Source organism: Nitrogeniibacter mangrovi (genome assembly GCF_010983895.1).
GTDB classification, from domain to species: Bacteria; Pseudomonadota; Gammaproteobacteria; order Burkholderiales; family Rhodocyclaceae; genus Nitrogeniibacter; species Nitrogeniibacter mangrovi.
The window spans coordinates 156,771-171,813 of the sequence record NZ_CP048836.1 but is presented as its reverse complement, the minus strand read 5'-3'; the positions used below and the strand labels follow the sequence as shown (position 1 = coordinate 171,813).

Here is a 15,043-nt window from a genome sequence, read left to right as displayed (position 1 = left end):
CTTGCGTGACACCTGTGAGCGTTCGCCCCAAAAACGCCGAAAGATTGACGCAGCGCAAGTGATGCGAAGACAAATGGGAATAGTTTTCACTTACAATGCTTGGCGACTGATGCGATGAACCGCGACCTCACCATGATGCTCAAACACCTCGCGGTTGGAGACCGGGCGACCATCGCCGGCTTCAACCCCACCGGCAAGGCCTACCGGCGCAAGCTGCTGTCCATGGGTCTGACGCCGGGCACACCGATCACGGTGGTGCGGGTGGCGCCCATGGGCGATCCGGTGGAGATTCGCGTGCGCGGCTCGGCGCTGTCGCTGCGCAAGGACGAGGCGGACGCGCTCGAGGTGGAGAAGATTTGATGCAGGCTCACAGCACCATCGCGCTGGTCGGCAATCCCAACTGCGGCAAGACCACGGTCTTCAACGCGCTCACCGGCGCGCGCCAGCACGTGGGCAACTGGCCCGGGGTGACGGTGGAGCGCAAGCATGGCGAGTACACCCATGCCGGCCACCGCGTCGAGGTGGTGGACCTGCCCGGCACCTATTCGCTGGACGTGGTCGACGGCGAGGTGTCGCTCGACGAGAAGCTGGCGCGCGACTACATCCACACCAATCAGGCAGCGCTGATCGTCAACATCGTCGATGCGGCCAACCTGGAACGCAATCTGTACCTGACCATCGAGCTGGCCGAGATGGGCGTGCCCCTGCTGGTGGTGCTCAACATGGTGGACGTGGCCGAGGCCAAGGGCCTGGCCATCGACCCCAGGGCACTCGAGGCCGCGCTGGGCTGCCCGGTGGTGATGGCCAGCGCCGCCCAGGGCGAGGGCATCGCCGGCCTGCGCAAGGCCGTCGATCTGGCCCTGGCCACCTCCCCGCGCTCCCATGCGAGCGTCACCTACGAGGCGACGCTGGCCACCGCCATCGCCCAGCTGAGCCCGCAACTGACCGAGGCCGCCGCGCGCGAGCGCGTGGCGCCCCACTGGCTGGCGGTGCGCCTGCTCGAGGGCGACGACCTGGCCCGGCAGGCGGTGGGCGCCGAGGCGGCGCGCCAGGCGGCGGCGCTGCAGGCCGATCTGGCCGACGACGTAGACATCCTCGTGGCCGACGCCCGCTACAGCCTCGCCAACACCATCGCCGGCAACACCGTGCGGGTGATCGGCGAGGTGGCCCGCGACACCACCGAGCGGATCGACCGGGTGGTGCTCAACCGGGCGCTGGGCATCCCCATCTTCCTGGCGGTGATGTACCTGATGTTCATGTTCACCATCAACATCGGCAGCGCCTTCATCGACTTCTTCGATCAGGCGGTGGGCACCGTGCTGGTCGACGGCCTGGGCGCCGCCTTGACGGCGCTGGGTGCGCCGGTCTGGCTGACCGTGCTGGTGGCCAACGGCATCGGCGGCGGCCTCCAGACGGTGGCCACCTTCATCCCCGTCATCGCCTGTCTCTACCTGTTCCTGTCGGTGCTCGAGGATTCCGGCTACATGGCCCGCGCGGCCTTCGTGATGGACCGGCTCATGAACTGGATGGGCCTGCCGGGCAAGTCCTTCGTGCCGCTCATCGTCGGCTTCGGCTGCAACGTGCCGGCGGTGATGTCCACCCGCACCCTGGAGCGCAAGCGCGACCGGCTCATGACCATGGCCATGGTGCCCTTCATGTCCTGCGGCGCGCGCCTGCCGGTGTATGTGCTGTTCGCCGCCGCCTTCTTTCCCCAGGGCGCGCAGAACGTGGTGTTCGCGCTCTACCTGATCGGCATCGCCGCGGCGGTGGTCACCGGGCTGGCGCTCAAGCGCACCCTGCTGGCCGGCGAGAGCGCGCCCTACATCATGGAGCTGCCGCCCTACCACCTGCCCACGGTGCGCGGCGTGGCCATCCACACCTGGTCGCGGCTCAAGAGCTTCGTCATCGGCGCCGGCCGCGTGATCGTGCCCATGGTGCTGGTCATCACCGCACTCGGCAGCGTGGGCACCGACGGCCGCTTCGGCCACACGGACATCGACAAGTCGGTGCTTGCCGCCGTCGGCCGCACCGTGAGCCCGGCCTTCGCCCCCCTGGGCCTGAACGAAGACAACTGGCCGGCGACCGTGGGCATCGTCACCGGCGTGCTCGCCAAGGAGGCCGTGGTCGGCACCCTGGACGCCGCCTACAGCGCACTGGCCGACGACAGCGCCGACAATGCCAACGCCCCGGCCGACTTCAGCCTGTGGCAGGGGCTCGAGGACGCGGCCGCCACCATTCCGGTGAATCTGGCCAAGGCGCTGGGCGCCTGGGCCGATCCGCTCGGCGTGGGCGTGGGCGACCTGTCCGACCACGACGCGGCGGCCGCCGAACAGGCGGTGTCGGTGGGCACCTTCGGTGCCATGGCCAGCCGCTTCAACGGTGCCGCTGGCGCCTTCGCCTATTTGCTCTTCATTCTCCTCTACATGCCCTGCACCGCCACCGTGGCAGCCATCTACCAGGAAGCGGGCCCCCGCTGGGCCTGCTTCGTGTCGGTCTGGACCACCGGCCTGGCCTTCGGTCTGGCGACGCTCTACTACCAGCTGGCAACCTTCGCCCAGCACCCGGAGCGCTCGTCGATCCGGGTGGGCGTCGTCGTGGTCGGCATCGGTCTGGTGCTGCTGGCGCTGCGGCGCCACAGCAAGCGCCTCGGCGCCATGGCCACCCCGCTGCCGCAGAGCACCTGAAGAGACGATTCCGATGCTGTTGAACCGACTCCGAGACACCCTCAAGCAACGCGAACGCGCCAGCGTGCAGGAACTGTCCCTGGCCCTCGGCATGACCCCGGACGCCCTGCGCGCGATGCTCGACACCCTCGAGCGCAAGGGGCGGGTGCACAAACTGCCAGCGCAGACGAACTGCGGCGATTGCTGCAAATGCAATCCAGACACGCTCGACGTCTACGCCTGGTCCGCCCCCCGATAAAATGACGGGCCGCCCGTGGGCGGCCCGACGATCATCGCCCGAGCGGGCCCGGCACCGGGCGCTGTCGGGCATCGCACCGCGGCGCTGAACCTCAGTCGACGCCGGTGAGCGCGCCCTCCGGGGCGGGTGCTTCGCGCATCTCCAGGGGGGTGGTGTCCACCGCCTTGACGGCGGCAATGAACTCCTCGCCCCAGTGCTGCACGTTGTTGTGATTGACGATGCCGAACTGCTCGCGCATACGGGCACGCGGATCGCCGGTCGAGGCACTCATGGCCAGACCGATGTAGATCTTCTCTTCCAGATCGACCGGGTCGTGCGGATTGGTCAGCAAGGTGCCGTGCAGTTCGGCCGCGGCCCCGGCGAATTCGGACAGCACCAGCACACCCGTGCCGTCGGTGAGGCCCTGGGTGGCCACATATTCCTTGGCCACGAGGTTGAGCCCGTCACGCAGCGGCGTGATCCACATGACATCGGCCACGGCGTAGTAGCTCACCACCTCATCGAAGGGCAGCGGGCGGAAGAAGAACTGCAGCGGCGTCCATCCGACCTTGGAGAAGCGGCCATTGACGCGGCCGACGGCCTGCTCGATCTGCGACTGCAGTTCGCGGTAGATGGTCATCTCCCGCGCCGCCGGCACGCACACGGTCACCAGCGTGACCTTGCCGTGGAATTCCGGATGGTTGTCGAGCAGGCGCTCGAAGGCCTCGATCTTCTGCAGCGTGCCCTTGGTGTAATCGAGCCGCTCGACCGACAGCACCATGCGCTGGCCCGCCAGTTCCTGGCGCAGGGTCGCCAGGCGTTTGTCGGTGGCCGGGTCGGCGAGGATCTTCTCGATCCGGCCCACGTCCAGCCCCACCGGATGGGCCCCGAGGCCGATACAGCGGTTATGGACCTCGATGGTGGTCGCGTAGCTGTCGACCCCGACGGCGCACCCGTAGGTGCGAAAGCGCGGCGCGCTGGCCTTGCGCTCGACCACCTTGACCGGCAGCACGCCCTGGGCCGCGTCGATGAAGTTCTCCACCTGGCGCGGGATGTGGAAGCCGATGTAGTCGCACTGCATGAGGCTGCCGATGATCTCGCGCCGCCACGGCAGCACGTTGAACACGTCGGCCGAGGGGAAGTAGGTGTGGTGGAAGAAGGCGATGCGCAGATCGGGGCGCAGCTCGCGCAGGAAGGCCGGCACCATCCACAGGTTGTAGTCGTGCAGCCACACCAGCGCGCCCTCGGCGGCCTCGGCGGCGGTGCGCTCGGCGAACAGGCGGTTGACCTTGAGGAAGATCTCCCAGTCCTCTTCACGGAAATGGGCGCGCTCCCAGAAGGTATGCAGCGTCGGCCAGAAGGCCTCCTTGGAAAAGCGCTTGTAGAAGACGTCCACATCGTTCTTGGTGAGCGCGACGCGGGCGGCCACCAGCCCGGGATAGGCCTTGCGGTCGACCACGGTGTGGGTCTCGAAGGGACGGCCGCCTTCCGGATCGTGGATCGACCAGGCGACCCAGGCGCCGCGCTGCCCGCCCTTGAAGAAGGACATGAGCGTGGGCATGATGCCGTTCGGCGAGGTCGGCCGGCGGCGCACCAGCTCGCCGTTCTCCCAGCTCTCCTCGTAGGGCAGGCGGTGATAGACCATCACCAGCTCGGAGCGCCCCGGCTTGGCCATCTCCGCGACCTCGGCATCCACCGCCCCCTCGCCCAGAAAGCCGAAGTGCGACAGCGCCTCGAGGATGCCGCCACAGCCGGTGTGCTTGGCATGCAGGATCTTGGAGCGGTCGCGCGTCGCCCGGAACAGGCCCTGCTCGGACTCGCCCACCGCGACGCCGAAGAAGCCCACCTCGAACATGCCCAGATCGTTCAGCGTGTCGCCCGCCACGAGCACCTCGTCATGGGGCACTTCGAGCAGGTCGACGAGCTGGACCAGGGTGCTGCCCTTGTTGACCCCGCGCGGCAGCACGTCCAAGTACTTGTCGGCGGAGAACAGCAGATCGCAGCCCAGGGCCTCGACCCGCGCGACCAGCTCCGAGGTGACCGCGTCGGCATCGCAGAAGTAGGAGCAGCGTCGCTGCTGCGGCACCTTCTGGCGGCGGATGCCGGGAATCTCGCCGATGTGATTCGCCACCACGTGCTGGCCCGGCCAGATGCCCTCGATGGCCGACTGGATGGGCTCGATCGGCTGCAGGTGCGTGCCTTCGACGACGGTGGCACCCACGTCGCAGATGATGAAATCGGGCTGGGGAATGGTCGGATCGTCGAGCAGCGGCATCACCACCTCCAACCCCCGCCCGGTCACGAACACCAGGGTGATTTCGGGGTGGTTCGCGATCAGCTGGTAGAGACGGCTGCGGTTTTCCGGATCGCCTGCCAGGAAAGTCCCGTCGAGATCGGTTGCAAGAATCATCGTTATAGTCCTCAGTTGGTGTGGGTTTCGGTCGTGGCGCCCGCGGCCTGCTCGGCGGACGCCATCATGTCCAACGCACCCTGCGAGGTACGCACCATGGGCACGAACACCGCCGGTTCGTCGACGATCACGTCGTCACGACGGCGTGTGTGCCAGAAGGCGATGCCCGCCAGCAGCAGCGTCATCACCATGAAATGGAGGGGCAGGGCCATGGGGCCCAGATGCGCCATGAGCGCACCGGCGATCATCGGCCCGACGGCCGCGCCGCCCCCGTGAAAGAGTAGCAAAGTGGCATTGCCGCTCAGGATCTCCTCGGTGCGGAGATGGTCGATCAGGTGCGCCACCGCGATCGGATAGAGCGAAAATGCCACCCCCCCGAAGGCGAAGGCCGCGGCCAACAGCGGCCAGTACCCCGCGCCCACCAGCAACATCGCCGCGGCGGCGGCCGTCGTCAGCAGCGCGACGAGCACCAGCGCCCGGCGCCGGTCACTGCCATCGGAAAAATGCCCGATCGGCCACTGCAGCGCCACGCCGCCGAGAATGGCCGCGGTCATGAAATCGGCGGCCACCGTCTCGCCCGCCCCGAGCCGGCGCACATACACCGCCCCCAGGCTCCAGAACGCCCCCATCGCCAGCCCCGAGAGCACGCCCGCGACCACCGCCACCGGCGCCTTGCGGTAACAGCCGCGCAGGGACATGCGCCCCTCGGCCGGCACCTCCGGCGGTGCCAGCCGGGTGGCGGACACCGGCATGGCGGCCACGCACACCAGCGCCGCCGCAATCACGAACAACAGGTAGCCGGACGGCGCATCGATGGCCAGCAACTGCTGTGCCGCCGCCAGCGCACCGAGGTTGCACACCATGTAGATGGCGAACACCCGCCCGCGCAGCTGATCCCCCGCATGGCTGGACAACCAGCTCTCGATCACGATGTAGAGGCCCACGATGGCGGCCCCCGCCACCACGCGCAGGACGATCCACACGGTGGCGTCGATGCGCATCAGGTGTCCGAGCACCGCCGCGGTCAGCGCCGCGGTGAAGAACGCGAAGGCGCGGATGTGCCCCATCCGCCGGATCAGGTGCGGCACCGCCAGGGTCCCCACCAGAAACCCGGCGAAATAGCTCGACCCCATCAGCCCCAGGGTGTCGTCGGAGAACCCCTCGTACGCACCACGCAGCACGAGCAGGGTGTTGAGCAGACCGACCCCGAGCAACAGCAGGACGGTCCCGGAAAGAAGCGCCAGAATGCGAGCGACTACGGAAACCATGACGTCAGGACGTCAGCGCCGGCCGGCGGTAGACCGCCACCTTCGATCGACCGGGATCGGCACGCAGGATCGTGCTGTGCGCCCCCACCGTCGGCACGACGGCAGGACCGCGGATGCCCCTGTGTACAGGCGGCGAGCGCGCGTTCCGACCGGTCGGGCTACCGCGCCGGGGTCACCGGCAAGCGCTGGAACGCAAAATAGTTTTGTAGGAACATTGTACCTGCTTTGATGCAATGCACAATCGCAGGTATCCTTCGCACACCTGCGCCGCCCCCGATACCCGGCGTCGACGACAGCGCCCGAACCCGCTGTCATGACTCGTGCATCGAGTTGTCACACACCGTGTTTAGGCTGTCCCCACCCGTTGCAACGCCTTTTCAGGAGACTCACATGATCGCCCAGGCGCTCGTTCGCGAACACCATATCGACTCCCTCGACCACCTGCACGCCTACGGCCAGCTCGGGGTCGACGCCCTCGAACGCATGACCCAGCTGTCCCTGCAGCACGCCCGCGACAGCTTCGGCACCCATGCCACCCGCGCGCATTCCCTGCTCGCCGGCGCCCAGCCCGCCCCCATGCAGGTGGATACCGCCGTCTCCATGCTCCAGAACGCCCTGCAGGTGTTCACCGACAGCTACGAGCAATGGGTCGCCCTGCTCGAAGCCCAGATGGACACCGCCCACCGCACCGCCCACGCCACCTACGAAGACCTGCAACGCTGGACCCCGGCCGGCCTCGAGATCTTCGTCGACGCCGCCGAACTGATGAGCGACGCCGCCGAAGAGAGCACCGAACTGGCCGCCGAAGCCGGCGCCAGCATGCTCAAGTCACTGGAGCAAGAGGCCCCGAAAGCCCCGGCACGCCGCCGCACCGCAGTGCGCAAGACGGCCTGACCGAGACGGCTTCGAGCAAATGGACAAGGGCGCCATGTGGCGCCCTTGTCCTTTTTGGAGCGGAGCCGCTGGACTGCCCCGGGAATCGCGACACTGTTCAGCCTCGAATTGCGTCTCGCTCACCTCACCGACCGCCGGGGAGCTGTCGCTGTCGTCGCCAGTCCGTCTGGCGAGCGCTTGAGGATCAGGCCCTCGGTCGGGCGCTCACGCCAGCGCCCGCACCAGCCACGCCGCCGGCCAGGCGACAGTGCGGCCGAGGAAAGCCAGCACGTCGGCCTGGAAGGCGTTCCAGTGCGTGCCCAGCGTCGCCTTGGGCGGCCCTTGCAGGTCGGGGTCGCAGTGCATCTCGGTCCAGCCTTTGTAGTTCTTGACCTCCGGGACTTCGGTGGGGAGATCCTGGAATTCCGGGCGCTCGGAAAAAACGGTCGAAGGCAAGTGATTGACAGGGTCGACCACAAGCATTCCCCATCCCTTTCCAAACGGCTTGCTCGTCATGAAAACCCGCCCGTCCTTGGTTTCGATGAAGGCCTGGCGATTGACGATGGTGATCTGCTTGATGTTCTCGGAACCAAAATCGATGATGCCGACCCATCGCGCGTCCCGGAACGTTTTGCCGTGATCCTTCGATACCCGAAACGCGGACGGCTCGTGGTAGGGAATGAAGATGAAATCCCCGTCGTCATCCGCGTGCATGATCGGTGGAAGAAACACGCGCGCGAACTGGTCGATCATCGGCGTATGAATGCCACGCTTCTCATCAACGTAGTTGATTGCGCCCTCACATCGATAGCCCACCAACTCCAAGTATCGATGATCGTCAAACCGGTAGACGATCTGCGTCGAAGGTTTGCGCGGTGGCTCGGCATGGCTGGACGGAAGCCACGGAATCAGGGCCAGAATGGCGAGTGCTGCCGCAGCCAATCGGGCAGGCGGCCGGAAGAGGTGTCGGCCAAGCGCGATGCACGCCACGGCAAGCACCAGGGTCCACATCGGTACGATCCAACTCACGAGCGTCATTCCCCGTGCACCACCGGAAAGCGCGACTGCTTCTCGAGCGCGTACTCGCGCGCCTGAACAATCGATCTCCGCTGCATCTGCAGGCTGCGCATCTTCTCCTCCCATTCGAGCTTCGGCCATTGCCCCTTGTGCTGTTCGTGCGCGGCGATCCGTTCATCAATGTTCTGAAGCTCCGACGAATACAAGCGGGCCTCCGTGCTCTCGTTGACGATGCCGGGGATGGTGGGTGGTTTGTTCATTTGTTGCTTGATGTCTGGAGGAAGAACGCCCTGCGTGTAGTAGTCGCGGTCGAACTTGATGTCGCTGTCCCGCCAATCCGCCACCCTCAGTAGCTTCTGCCAGAACGCCCCGCCATCGATCTTCGACCAATCGTAACTGCGACACCGTCCGAGAGCCAGATCGAAGGCAGCGGCATAACACGAGGCGTTCTGGTCGAGCACGATGGCCGAGTGATTCGAGTTGCTGGTTTCCGTTCGACGTGCCCGTTCGAGCATTTCCTGTTCGGTCATGTAGCGTGTCACCATGATCTTGCCGCGCGCATTGGCGCCGCTGACCGAGATGATCTCCCAGTCCTTGCCTTGGGCCTTGAACGCGCGCTCGACCTCGGCCTGCTCGGTGCGCGTAAATGGAAACGAGCTCGACGCCCAGCCCGCTTCGCGACGCGGATCGTCCATGACCTCAGTCTTGACGTTGCGCCCGGTTTCGCCCTGTGCCGCGCTATCGACGCCCCAGTCCGATGCCCCCAGGTAAGCGCAGCCGCCTGGCCGCTGAAAAACATAGCCAAAATCGGGCAGTTGCGGCGCGTTGATGTCGCGCACCTCACCGGTGGGCACGTCGCTGTTCGTGGTGATCGATGCCCGTTTGAGATCGGGCAGCTGCATTTTGCCCGGGGGCGTTGCCAGCGCGCGCCCGTCGAGGAAGAGGCGCTGCACGAAGGCCGCGCCGAACTGCCCCGCTTCGGCCACCGGCACCCCCTGCCAGCCGATACCCTGCACGTTTCTGAGCGAGACCGTGCCGTCGTGCGGGCAGAAGTAATTGAAGACCTTGCCGTGGTTGTCGTTCAGATGGCCAGGCTTGTTCGCGACCCCGGGATTGAGCATGCCCTCGCACACCAGCGCCGCGGCCGACGGGGCCGGCGTGCGATGCGCGTCGATGAGCCGGCACAGATTCGCCAGCGTCTCGCGGCGCGCGCGCTTCGACTGCTGCGGGCCGAAAGACTGGTGGCGTTCCAAAAAGGGGGTTTCCAGGCTGTAGGGAGAGTGGTTGAGGATGAGGCAGTCGGCGGGGCGAAGTCCCGAATCGTCGATTGACACGAGGTAGTTTGCGAGCATCGACACCAAAGTACCCTGACTGTGCGCCACGATGTTGAGCGAATCATCGCGAGACGCCTTGTTCGCACGAATCATCAGTATCAGATTCGCCAGCCGTTGCGCGGCATTGACCATGTAGATGCGATGAGGGTTGTCGAAGATGGCGTGGCTCAAGTCTTGATCCTGGCTCGAAAGCCACTTGGCCAACCCGAAGATGTCGCCGCCCGGCCCCCACATGTCGATCAGGTTGGTCGTCGCATTGGCGAACACGCCGCCGTTCTTGCAGAAGTGTTCGTCGAGCCAGTTGCCGAAGCAATCGGTGTTCTGGTAGCCGGTTCTCGGATTGGATCGGCCCTCGACGTAGTAGGCGTCGTAGGGTGCCTCGGCGCCGGCCGGACCGCGGCGTCGCAGTTCTTCTTCGTAGCGCTGCTGATCGGCCTCAAAGGTGGCCATGTCCACCGGGCGGTAGCCCCAGTAGAAGGGGATGATGGCGTTGTAGCCTTGGGCGTCGGCGCGACGCTCGAAGCTGGCCCGGCGCTGCTCGGGGCAGGCACGCGGCACATCCCAGGTGCCCGGGGTGATGTCCTTGCGGCCCAGGCGCAGGTTGAGCCCTTCGCACAGGCCGGCGGCCTGCGTGGGGTAGGCTTCGCCGATGTCGTTGACGCCATGGACGAGGATCACGACGCCGGGTAGCGGCGGCCTGACGCTGACGGGCCTGTCGGGGCTCGTGCACTTGGGCACGTTGGTGTAGGTCGCGATCCGCTCGCCCTTGATGCGGGCTTCATGGATGCGCCGGTTGGGCGAGAACTTGTCCATGTCCATGGTCGGTGTGTTCCGTGTCAGTCGTCGTCCGGCAGGATTTCGACGCTCGCATGCTGAAAGCCGGCGGTCTCGGCAATGGCGGCCCGCCCGTGCGCATCGGTGCGCCCTTCGACCACGCGCCCGTCTTCCAGGGTGGCGCGGAAACGGCGATTGACCACCGGGGCATCCATACCCTCCCAGCTCAGTACCGGCTGCGCGTGGAAGCCGTCCGGCGGCATGAACGCCGGGGCGTCGTAGCTCAAGCTCGTCGGCCCCGAGAAACTCTTCGCACTGGCATGCACCGTGATCGTCCCCGGGCACTGCACGGTGATGCCGCCATCGATGGTGATGCTCGCGCCGCCACCGACCGACAGCACCACCTTCTTCGCCGCCGCGAAGTCGATGTTGGCGCTGGCCGAGACGAGCTTCAGATCCTGCTTCGCCTGAAACTTCATCGCGTCGCTCTGGGCCTGCAGGTCGATATCGCCCTTGGCGGCGATGAGCTGGATGCCGGTGTTCTGGTCGCCGGCCGAGATGGCGCCGGCGAGCAGGCCGATGGCCTGGCCGGTGTGGATGCGGGTCTTGCCGGCGACGGCCAGGTTGGTGTCCTGGCCGCTCATGACGGTGGCGGTCTCGCCCACCGTCCATTGCAGGTGCTGCCCCGCGACCATGGCCAGCCCCGCCCGCGCGGCCTGGACGATGGCCGGCTCGAGCAGGTGCGGGACGGCGTTCGGGCCCGTTGCGGTGCGCTTGTCGGCGGCATCGGCGCGGGCGGTGTCGAAGCGCGTGCTGTCGACCATGCCGCTGGCCACGGTATGCAGGGCGTCGATGGGGGCGGCGTCCGGGTCGATGTGGCTGCGGCCCGCGCCGGAGGTGCCGATGGCGCTGGCCAGCTGCACGGTCTGGTGCGTTCTGGCAGCGTTCGACAGTGTCCGGGCGAGGGTGCCGGCCTGCCTCAACAAGGCCATGCCGGCGCTGTTGTCGCCCGCCGGCTCGCTGGGCGAACCCTTGGCCCAGGTGCTCATGAGCAGGCCGCTGCCGGCTCTGAGCGCGCCCCAGGCGTCGGTGCGCAGCTCGATGCCGGTGCCGCGGAAGGAGCCGCGGTAGTTGTCGGCCTGGTGGATGAGGTGCCCGAGATTGAACTCCGAGGCCGATTCGGTGCTTTTGAGCTGGATTCTTTGTTGTTCGTCGGTGTCGTCGAAGACGAGCTGGTTGTGGCCGGCGAAGCGGCCGTGGGCGCCGAATTCCTTGGTTTTGATGCCGGTGAGCGCGGCCGGGTGGCCGTGGCTGTCGGCCGCGCCGCCGTGCCAGGCGGGGCTGTTGCCGGCGGCCAGGTTGCCCTGGCCCGAGGGGCTGTGGTCGGTGGCCTGGTCGAAAATGGCATCCGCGGCGCTCCGGTCGGCCTCGCCGCTGGTGTCACCGCCGGGCGTGGGACGGATGCCGCCCTCGCCCCGGCCGTTGTACAGCGCGCCGATGACGACGGGGCGGTCGATGTCGTCGTTCATGAAGCCGACGAGCACCTCCTGGCCGATGCGCGGCAGGCTGTGCCAGCCCATGCCGGCGCCGGCCTGACGGCTGGCCACGCGCAGCCAGCAGGTGAGCTGATCGTCCGCTTCGCGCCCTTCCTGCCAGTGGAAGCGCACCTTGATGCGGCCGTATCTGTCGCAGTACAGCTCGTCGGCCCCGGAGGGATGTGCTTCGCCCCGAGGACCGACGACGATGGCGCTCATGGGACCGGGGGCGGTGGGGCGTGGATTGAGGCGCGCGCCGGTGCCGTCTTCGAGCACGGCGCGCCAGGGCACGGACAGGCGCTGGGCCTCGAAACGGTTGGCGTAGCCGCGTTGCTCGGCCAGGGCGAGCACGGCGGCATCCAGGATGCGCGGAGCGTGGGCGATGTCGGGCGTCGGTTCGGTGTACTCCCACGCTTCGGTGCGCTGGCTGGCGGACAGGCGCCGGGCGACGGCGGCCATGGCCTCGCCGGAGAGATTGTTGATGCCCACGTGCAGGGTCTCGCGCAGGGCGAAGCGGGTGGCCGCCGCGTCGGTGGCGTCCTCGGGCGAGGCGATCAGGGCGTCGAGCGGCGATTCGGCGAGGGTGAAGGCGTGGCCGGGGCGGAAGCTGCGCACGCTGCCGCGGCCGACGAAATGCTTGAAGCGGGCCTCGCGCGCCTCCAGGCCCAAGGCGGCGTAGTGCTCGGCCTCGGTGCGGTCGGCATAAGCATAGAGCCCGGCATCGTCGTAGTCCTCCAGCACCGGGGCGTTGGGGCCGCCCGGGCGCTGCCGGCTGGGCAGGCTGGCGGCGACGGCGGCCTTGGCCTTGTAGTCGTAGCTGAGGGTGGCGCCCACACCGACGCCGAGCCGACGGTGCGCCCCCAGGGCGACGATGGCGTCCGAGTCCTCCTGCGAATCGGCGCGGTGAAAGCGGATGTCGCCGGCCGCGGACTGGACGTCCTCGGCAAAGCGGGCGCTGTCGGCGAACAGGCGCATGCGGTGGCCGGCCGGAGCGGCCTCGTCTTCTTCCACGCACCAGCCGATGCCTTCCTCGGCCAGCAGGCGGGAGACGAAGGCATAGTCGGTCTCGCCATATTGAACACAATAGCTGCGCGGGCGCACCCGGGCGAGAAACGCCTCCACTTCCTCGCCCCACTGCCAGGCGGCCACGTCGTGGTACCCGGCGAAGACCTGCTCGACGATCTGCTCCACACGCTTGTCCTGGAACACGCGGTTGTTGCGTGTTTGCGTCAGGCACCAGACCCACGGCACGAGGACCAGCCGGTAGCGGCCGAAGCCGCCGTCGGCGCCGAGCGCGAAGGCGGCGCGCACCAGCGCGCTACGACCCTGTCGATGGCCGTCGGGCAACACGCTCCACAGCGTGACCGCACGGCCGAGGAACCGCTTGAGGGCGATGTGGGCGTCGGTGGACAGCACATCCACACACAACTCGAAGCCCTGCGACAGCGCCTCGCGCCCCCACCACGCCTCGACCAGCACCGGCGGGCCGGAGGCGTGCCAACTGAGCTCGAACAGGCGGGTGTCGGAGGTGAAAGCGGGCAGCATGACGATCGGGGCAGCCAATGACGGAAGGGAAACATGGTACGCCGGAATATGCCATCAGCACATCCGCGGATCGCATTTTATGCCATTTCGATGGCCGTGCCGCCAATGAACAATTCCCATGCCGGCGGCGCGGTGGAGCCGAAACGCAAACAGTGGCATGCTTGAATGCTCGCGCACCCCGGTGGACGGGCTGCGCACAAGAACATTGGAGACCCCCGTGCCAGGCTTGCTACCCGACGTCGATCCCGACGGACTGCTCGAATACTCGGTGGTGTATACCGACCGTGCGCTCAATCACATGTCGCAGCAATTCCAGACGGTCATGCGCGACGTCTCCCGCATCCTCAAGCAGGTGTATCACGCCGATGCGGTCGCCATCGTCCCCGGCGGCGGCACCTTCGGCATGGAGGCGGTCGCGCGCCAGTTCGCCACCGGCAAGCACTGCCTGGTCCTGCGCAACGGCTGGTTCAGCTTCCGCTGGACGCAGATCTTCGAGATGGGCCACATCCCGGCCAGCCACACGGTGCTCAAGGCGCGCCGCATCAGCGACGAGGCACAGGCGCCCTTCGCCCCGGCGCCCATCGACGAGGTGGTCGCTGCCATTCGCGCCGAAAAACCCGCCGTGGTCTTCGCCCCGCATGTGGAAACGGCTTCCGGCATGATCCTGCCCGACGCCTACCTCCAGGCCGTGGCCGAGGCCACCCACGAAGTGGGCGGCCTGTTCGTGCTCGACTGCATCGCCTCCGGCACGGTGTGGGTGGACATGGCGGCCGTCGGCGTCGACATCCTCATCAGCGCCCCGCAAAAGGGCTGGAGCGGCTCGCCGGGCTGCGCCATGGTGATGATGAACGCGCGCGCCCGCACTGCCATCGACGCCACCACCAGCACCAGCTTCGCGGCCGACCTCAAGAAGTGGCTGCAGATCATGGAAACCTACGAAGGCGGCGGCCACGCCTACCACGCCACCATGCCCACCGACGGCATCACGCTCATGCGCGACACCATGGTGGAGATGGAAGGCATCGGCTTCGACACCCTCAAGGCCGCGCAGATCGAACTGGGCGCCAAGGTGCGCGCGCTGCTCGAATCGCACGACTTCAAGAGTGTCGCCGCCCCCGGCTTCCAGGCCCCCGGCGTGGTGGTGAGCTACACCCACGACACCGAAATCCACACCGGCAAGGCCTTCATCGCCCAGGGCCTGCAGACCGCCGCCGGCGTGCCCCTGCAGTGCGACGAACCGCCCGACTACCGCACCTTCCGGGTCGGCCTGTTCGGCCTCGACAAGCTCACCCACATCGACCGCACGGTCAGGCATCTGGCCGTGGCGCTGGAAGCGATGGGCTGACGAGCACGACTCCGAACACACGCTCCGCGAACCCCGGGGCG

Annotated in this window: 10 protein-coding genes; 5 read left to right on the top strand and 5 right to left on the bottom strand. The window is 67.4% G+C overall.

Annotated elements, in window-relative coordinates; all coding sequences use genetic code 11:
* Positions 1-114: 114 nt before the first annotated feature.
* From G3580_RS00690 to G3580_RS00680, 3 genes are read left to right on the top strand one after another with little or no spacing between them, the layout of a single operon-like run.
* On the top strand, positions 115-360 hold the full coding sequence (locus G3580_RS00690) for a FeoA family protein (protein WP_228720730.1): 246 nt from the start codon (positions 115-117) through the stop codon (positions 358-360).
* Positions 360-2,684 (top strand): Fe(2+) transporter permease subunit FeoB, encoded by a 2,325-nt coding sequence (gene feoB, locus G3580_RS00685; protein WP_173763435.1) that lies wholly within the window; start codon positions 360-362, stop codon positions 2,682-2,684. Before G3580_RS00690 ends, feoB begins: the two co-directional genes overlap by 1 nt.
* Positions 2,685-2,703: 19 nt before the next feature.
* Positions 2,704-2,922, top strand: a complete 219-nt coding sequence (locus tag G3580_RS00680) for a FeoC-like transcriptional regulator (protein ID WP_228720729.1) — start codon at positions 2,704-2,706, stop codon at positions 2,920-2,922.
* 91 nt (positions 2,923-3,013) lie between these two features.
* Here the strand turns inward: G3580_RS00680 and ggpS are convergent, their stop codons facing one another.
* Together ggpS and G3580_RS00670 are read right to left on the bottom strand one after the other, a co-directional pair.
* On the bottom strand, positions 3,014-5,311 hold the full coding sequence (ggpS, locus tag G3580_RS00675) for a glucosylglycerol-phosphate synthase (RefSeq protein WP_173763433.1): 2,298 nt from the start codon (positions 5,309-5,311) through the stop codon (positions 3,014-3,016).
* Positions 5,312-5,322: 11 nt separating this feature from the next.
* Positions 5,323-6,579 (bottom strand): MFS transporter, encoded by a 1,257-nt coding sequence (locus tag G3580_RS00670; protein ID WP_173763432.1) that lies wholly within the window; start codon positions 6,577-6,579, stop codon positions 5,323-5,325.
* A 390-nt stretch (positions 6,580-6,969) separates the two neighbouring features.
* Here G3580_RS00670 and G3580_RS00665 point away from each other — a divergent pair, with 390 nt between their 5' ends.
* Positions 6,970-7,473 carry a hypothetical protein gene (locus G3580_RS00665; RefSeq protein WP_173763431.1) on the top strand — a complete coding sequence of 168 codons (504 nt, stop codon included), beginning with the start codon at positions 6,970-6,972 and terminating at the stop codon, positions 7,471-7,473.
* A gap of 204 nt (positions 7,474-7,677) precedes the next feature.
* Here G3580_RS00665 and G3580_RS00660 read toward each other — a convergent pair whose 3' ends face one another.
* The 3 genes from G3580_RS00660 to G3580_RS00650 are packed head-to-tail and all read right to left on the bottom strand — an operon-like array spanning position 7,678 to position 13,657.
* On the bottom strand, positions 7,678-8,463 hold the full coding sequence (locus G3580_RS00660; RefSeq protein WP_173763430.1) for a T6SS immunity protein Tli3 family protein: 786 nt from the start codon (positions 8,461-8,463) through the stop codon (positions 7,678-7,680).
* 23 nt (positions 8,464-8,486) lie between these two features.
* The gene (locus tag G3580_RS00655) at positions 8,487-10,622 is read right to left on the bottom strand and encodes a T6SS effector phospholipase Tle3 domain-containing protein (protein WP_173763429.1); all 2,136 of its coding nucleotides are present in this window, start codon (positions 10,620-10,622) and stop codon (positions 8,487-8,489) included.
* Between the two features lie 17 nt (positions 10,623-10,639).
* Entirely contained in the window at positions 10,640-13,657 is a 3,018-nt protein-coding gene (locus G3580_RS00650; protein ID WP_173763428.1) for a type VI secretion system Vgr family protein, read from the bottom strand.
* Positions 13,658-13,874: 217 nt separating this feature from the next.
* On the opposite strand from G3580_RS00650, the gene G3580_RS00645 reads away from it, so the two are divergent.
* Complete coding sequence (locus tag G3580_RS00645; RefSeq protein ID WP_173763427.1) at positions 13,875-15,002, top strand: aminotransferase class V-fold PLP-dependent enzyme; 1,128 nt, start codon at positions 13,875-13,877, stop codon at positions 15,000-15,002.
* The last annotated feature ends 41 nt before the right edge of the window (positions 15,003-15,043 follow it).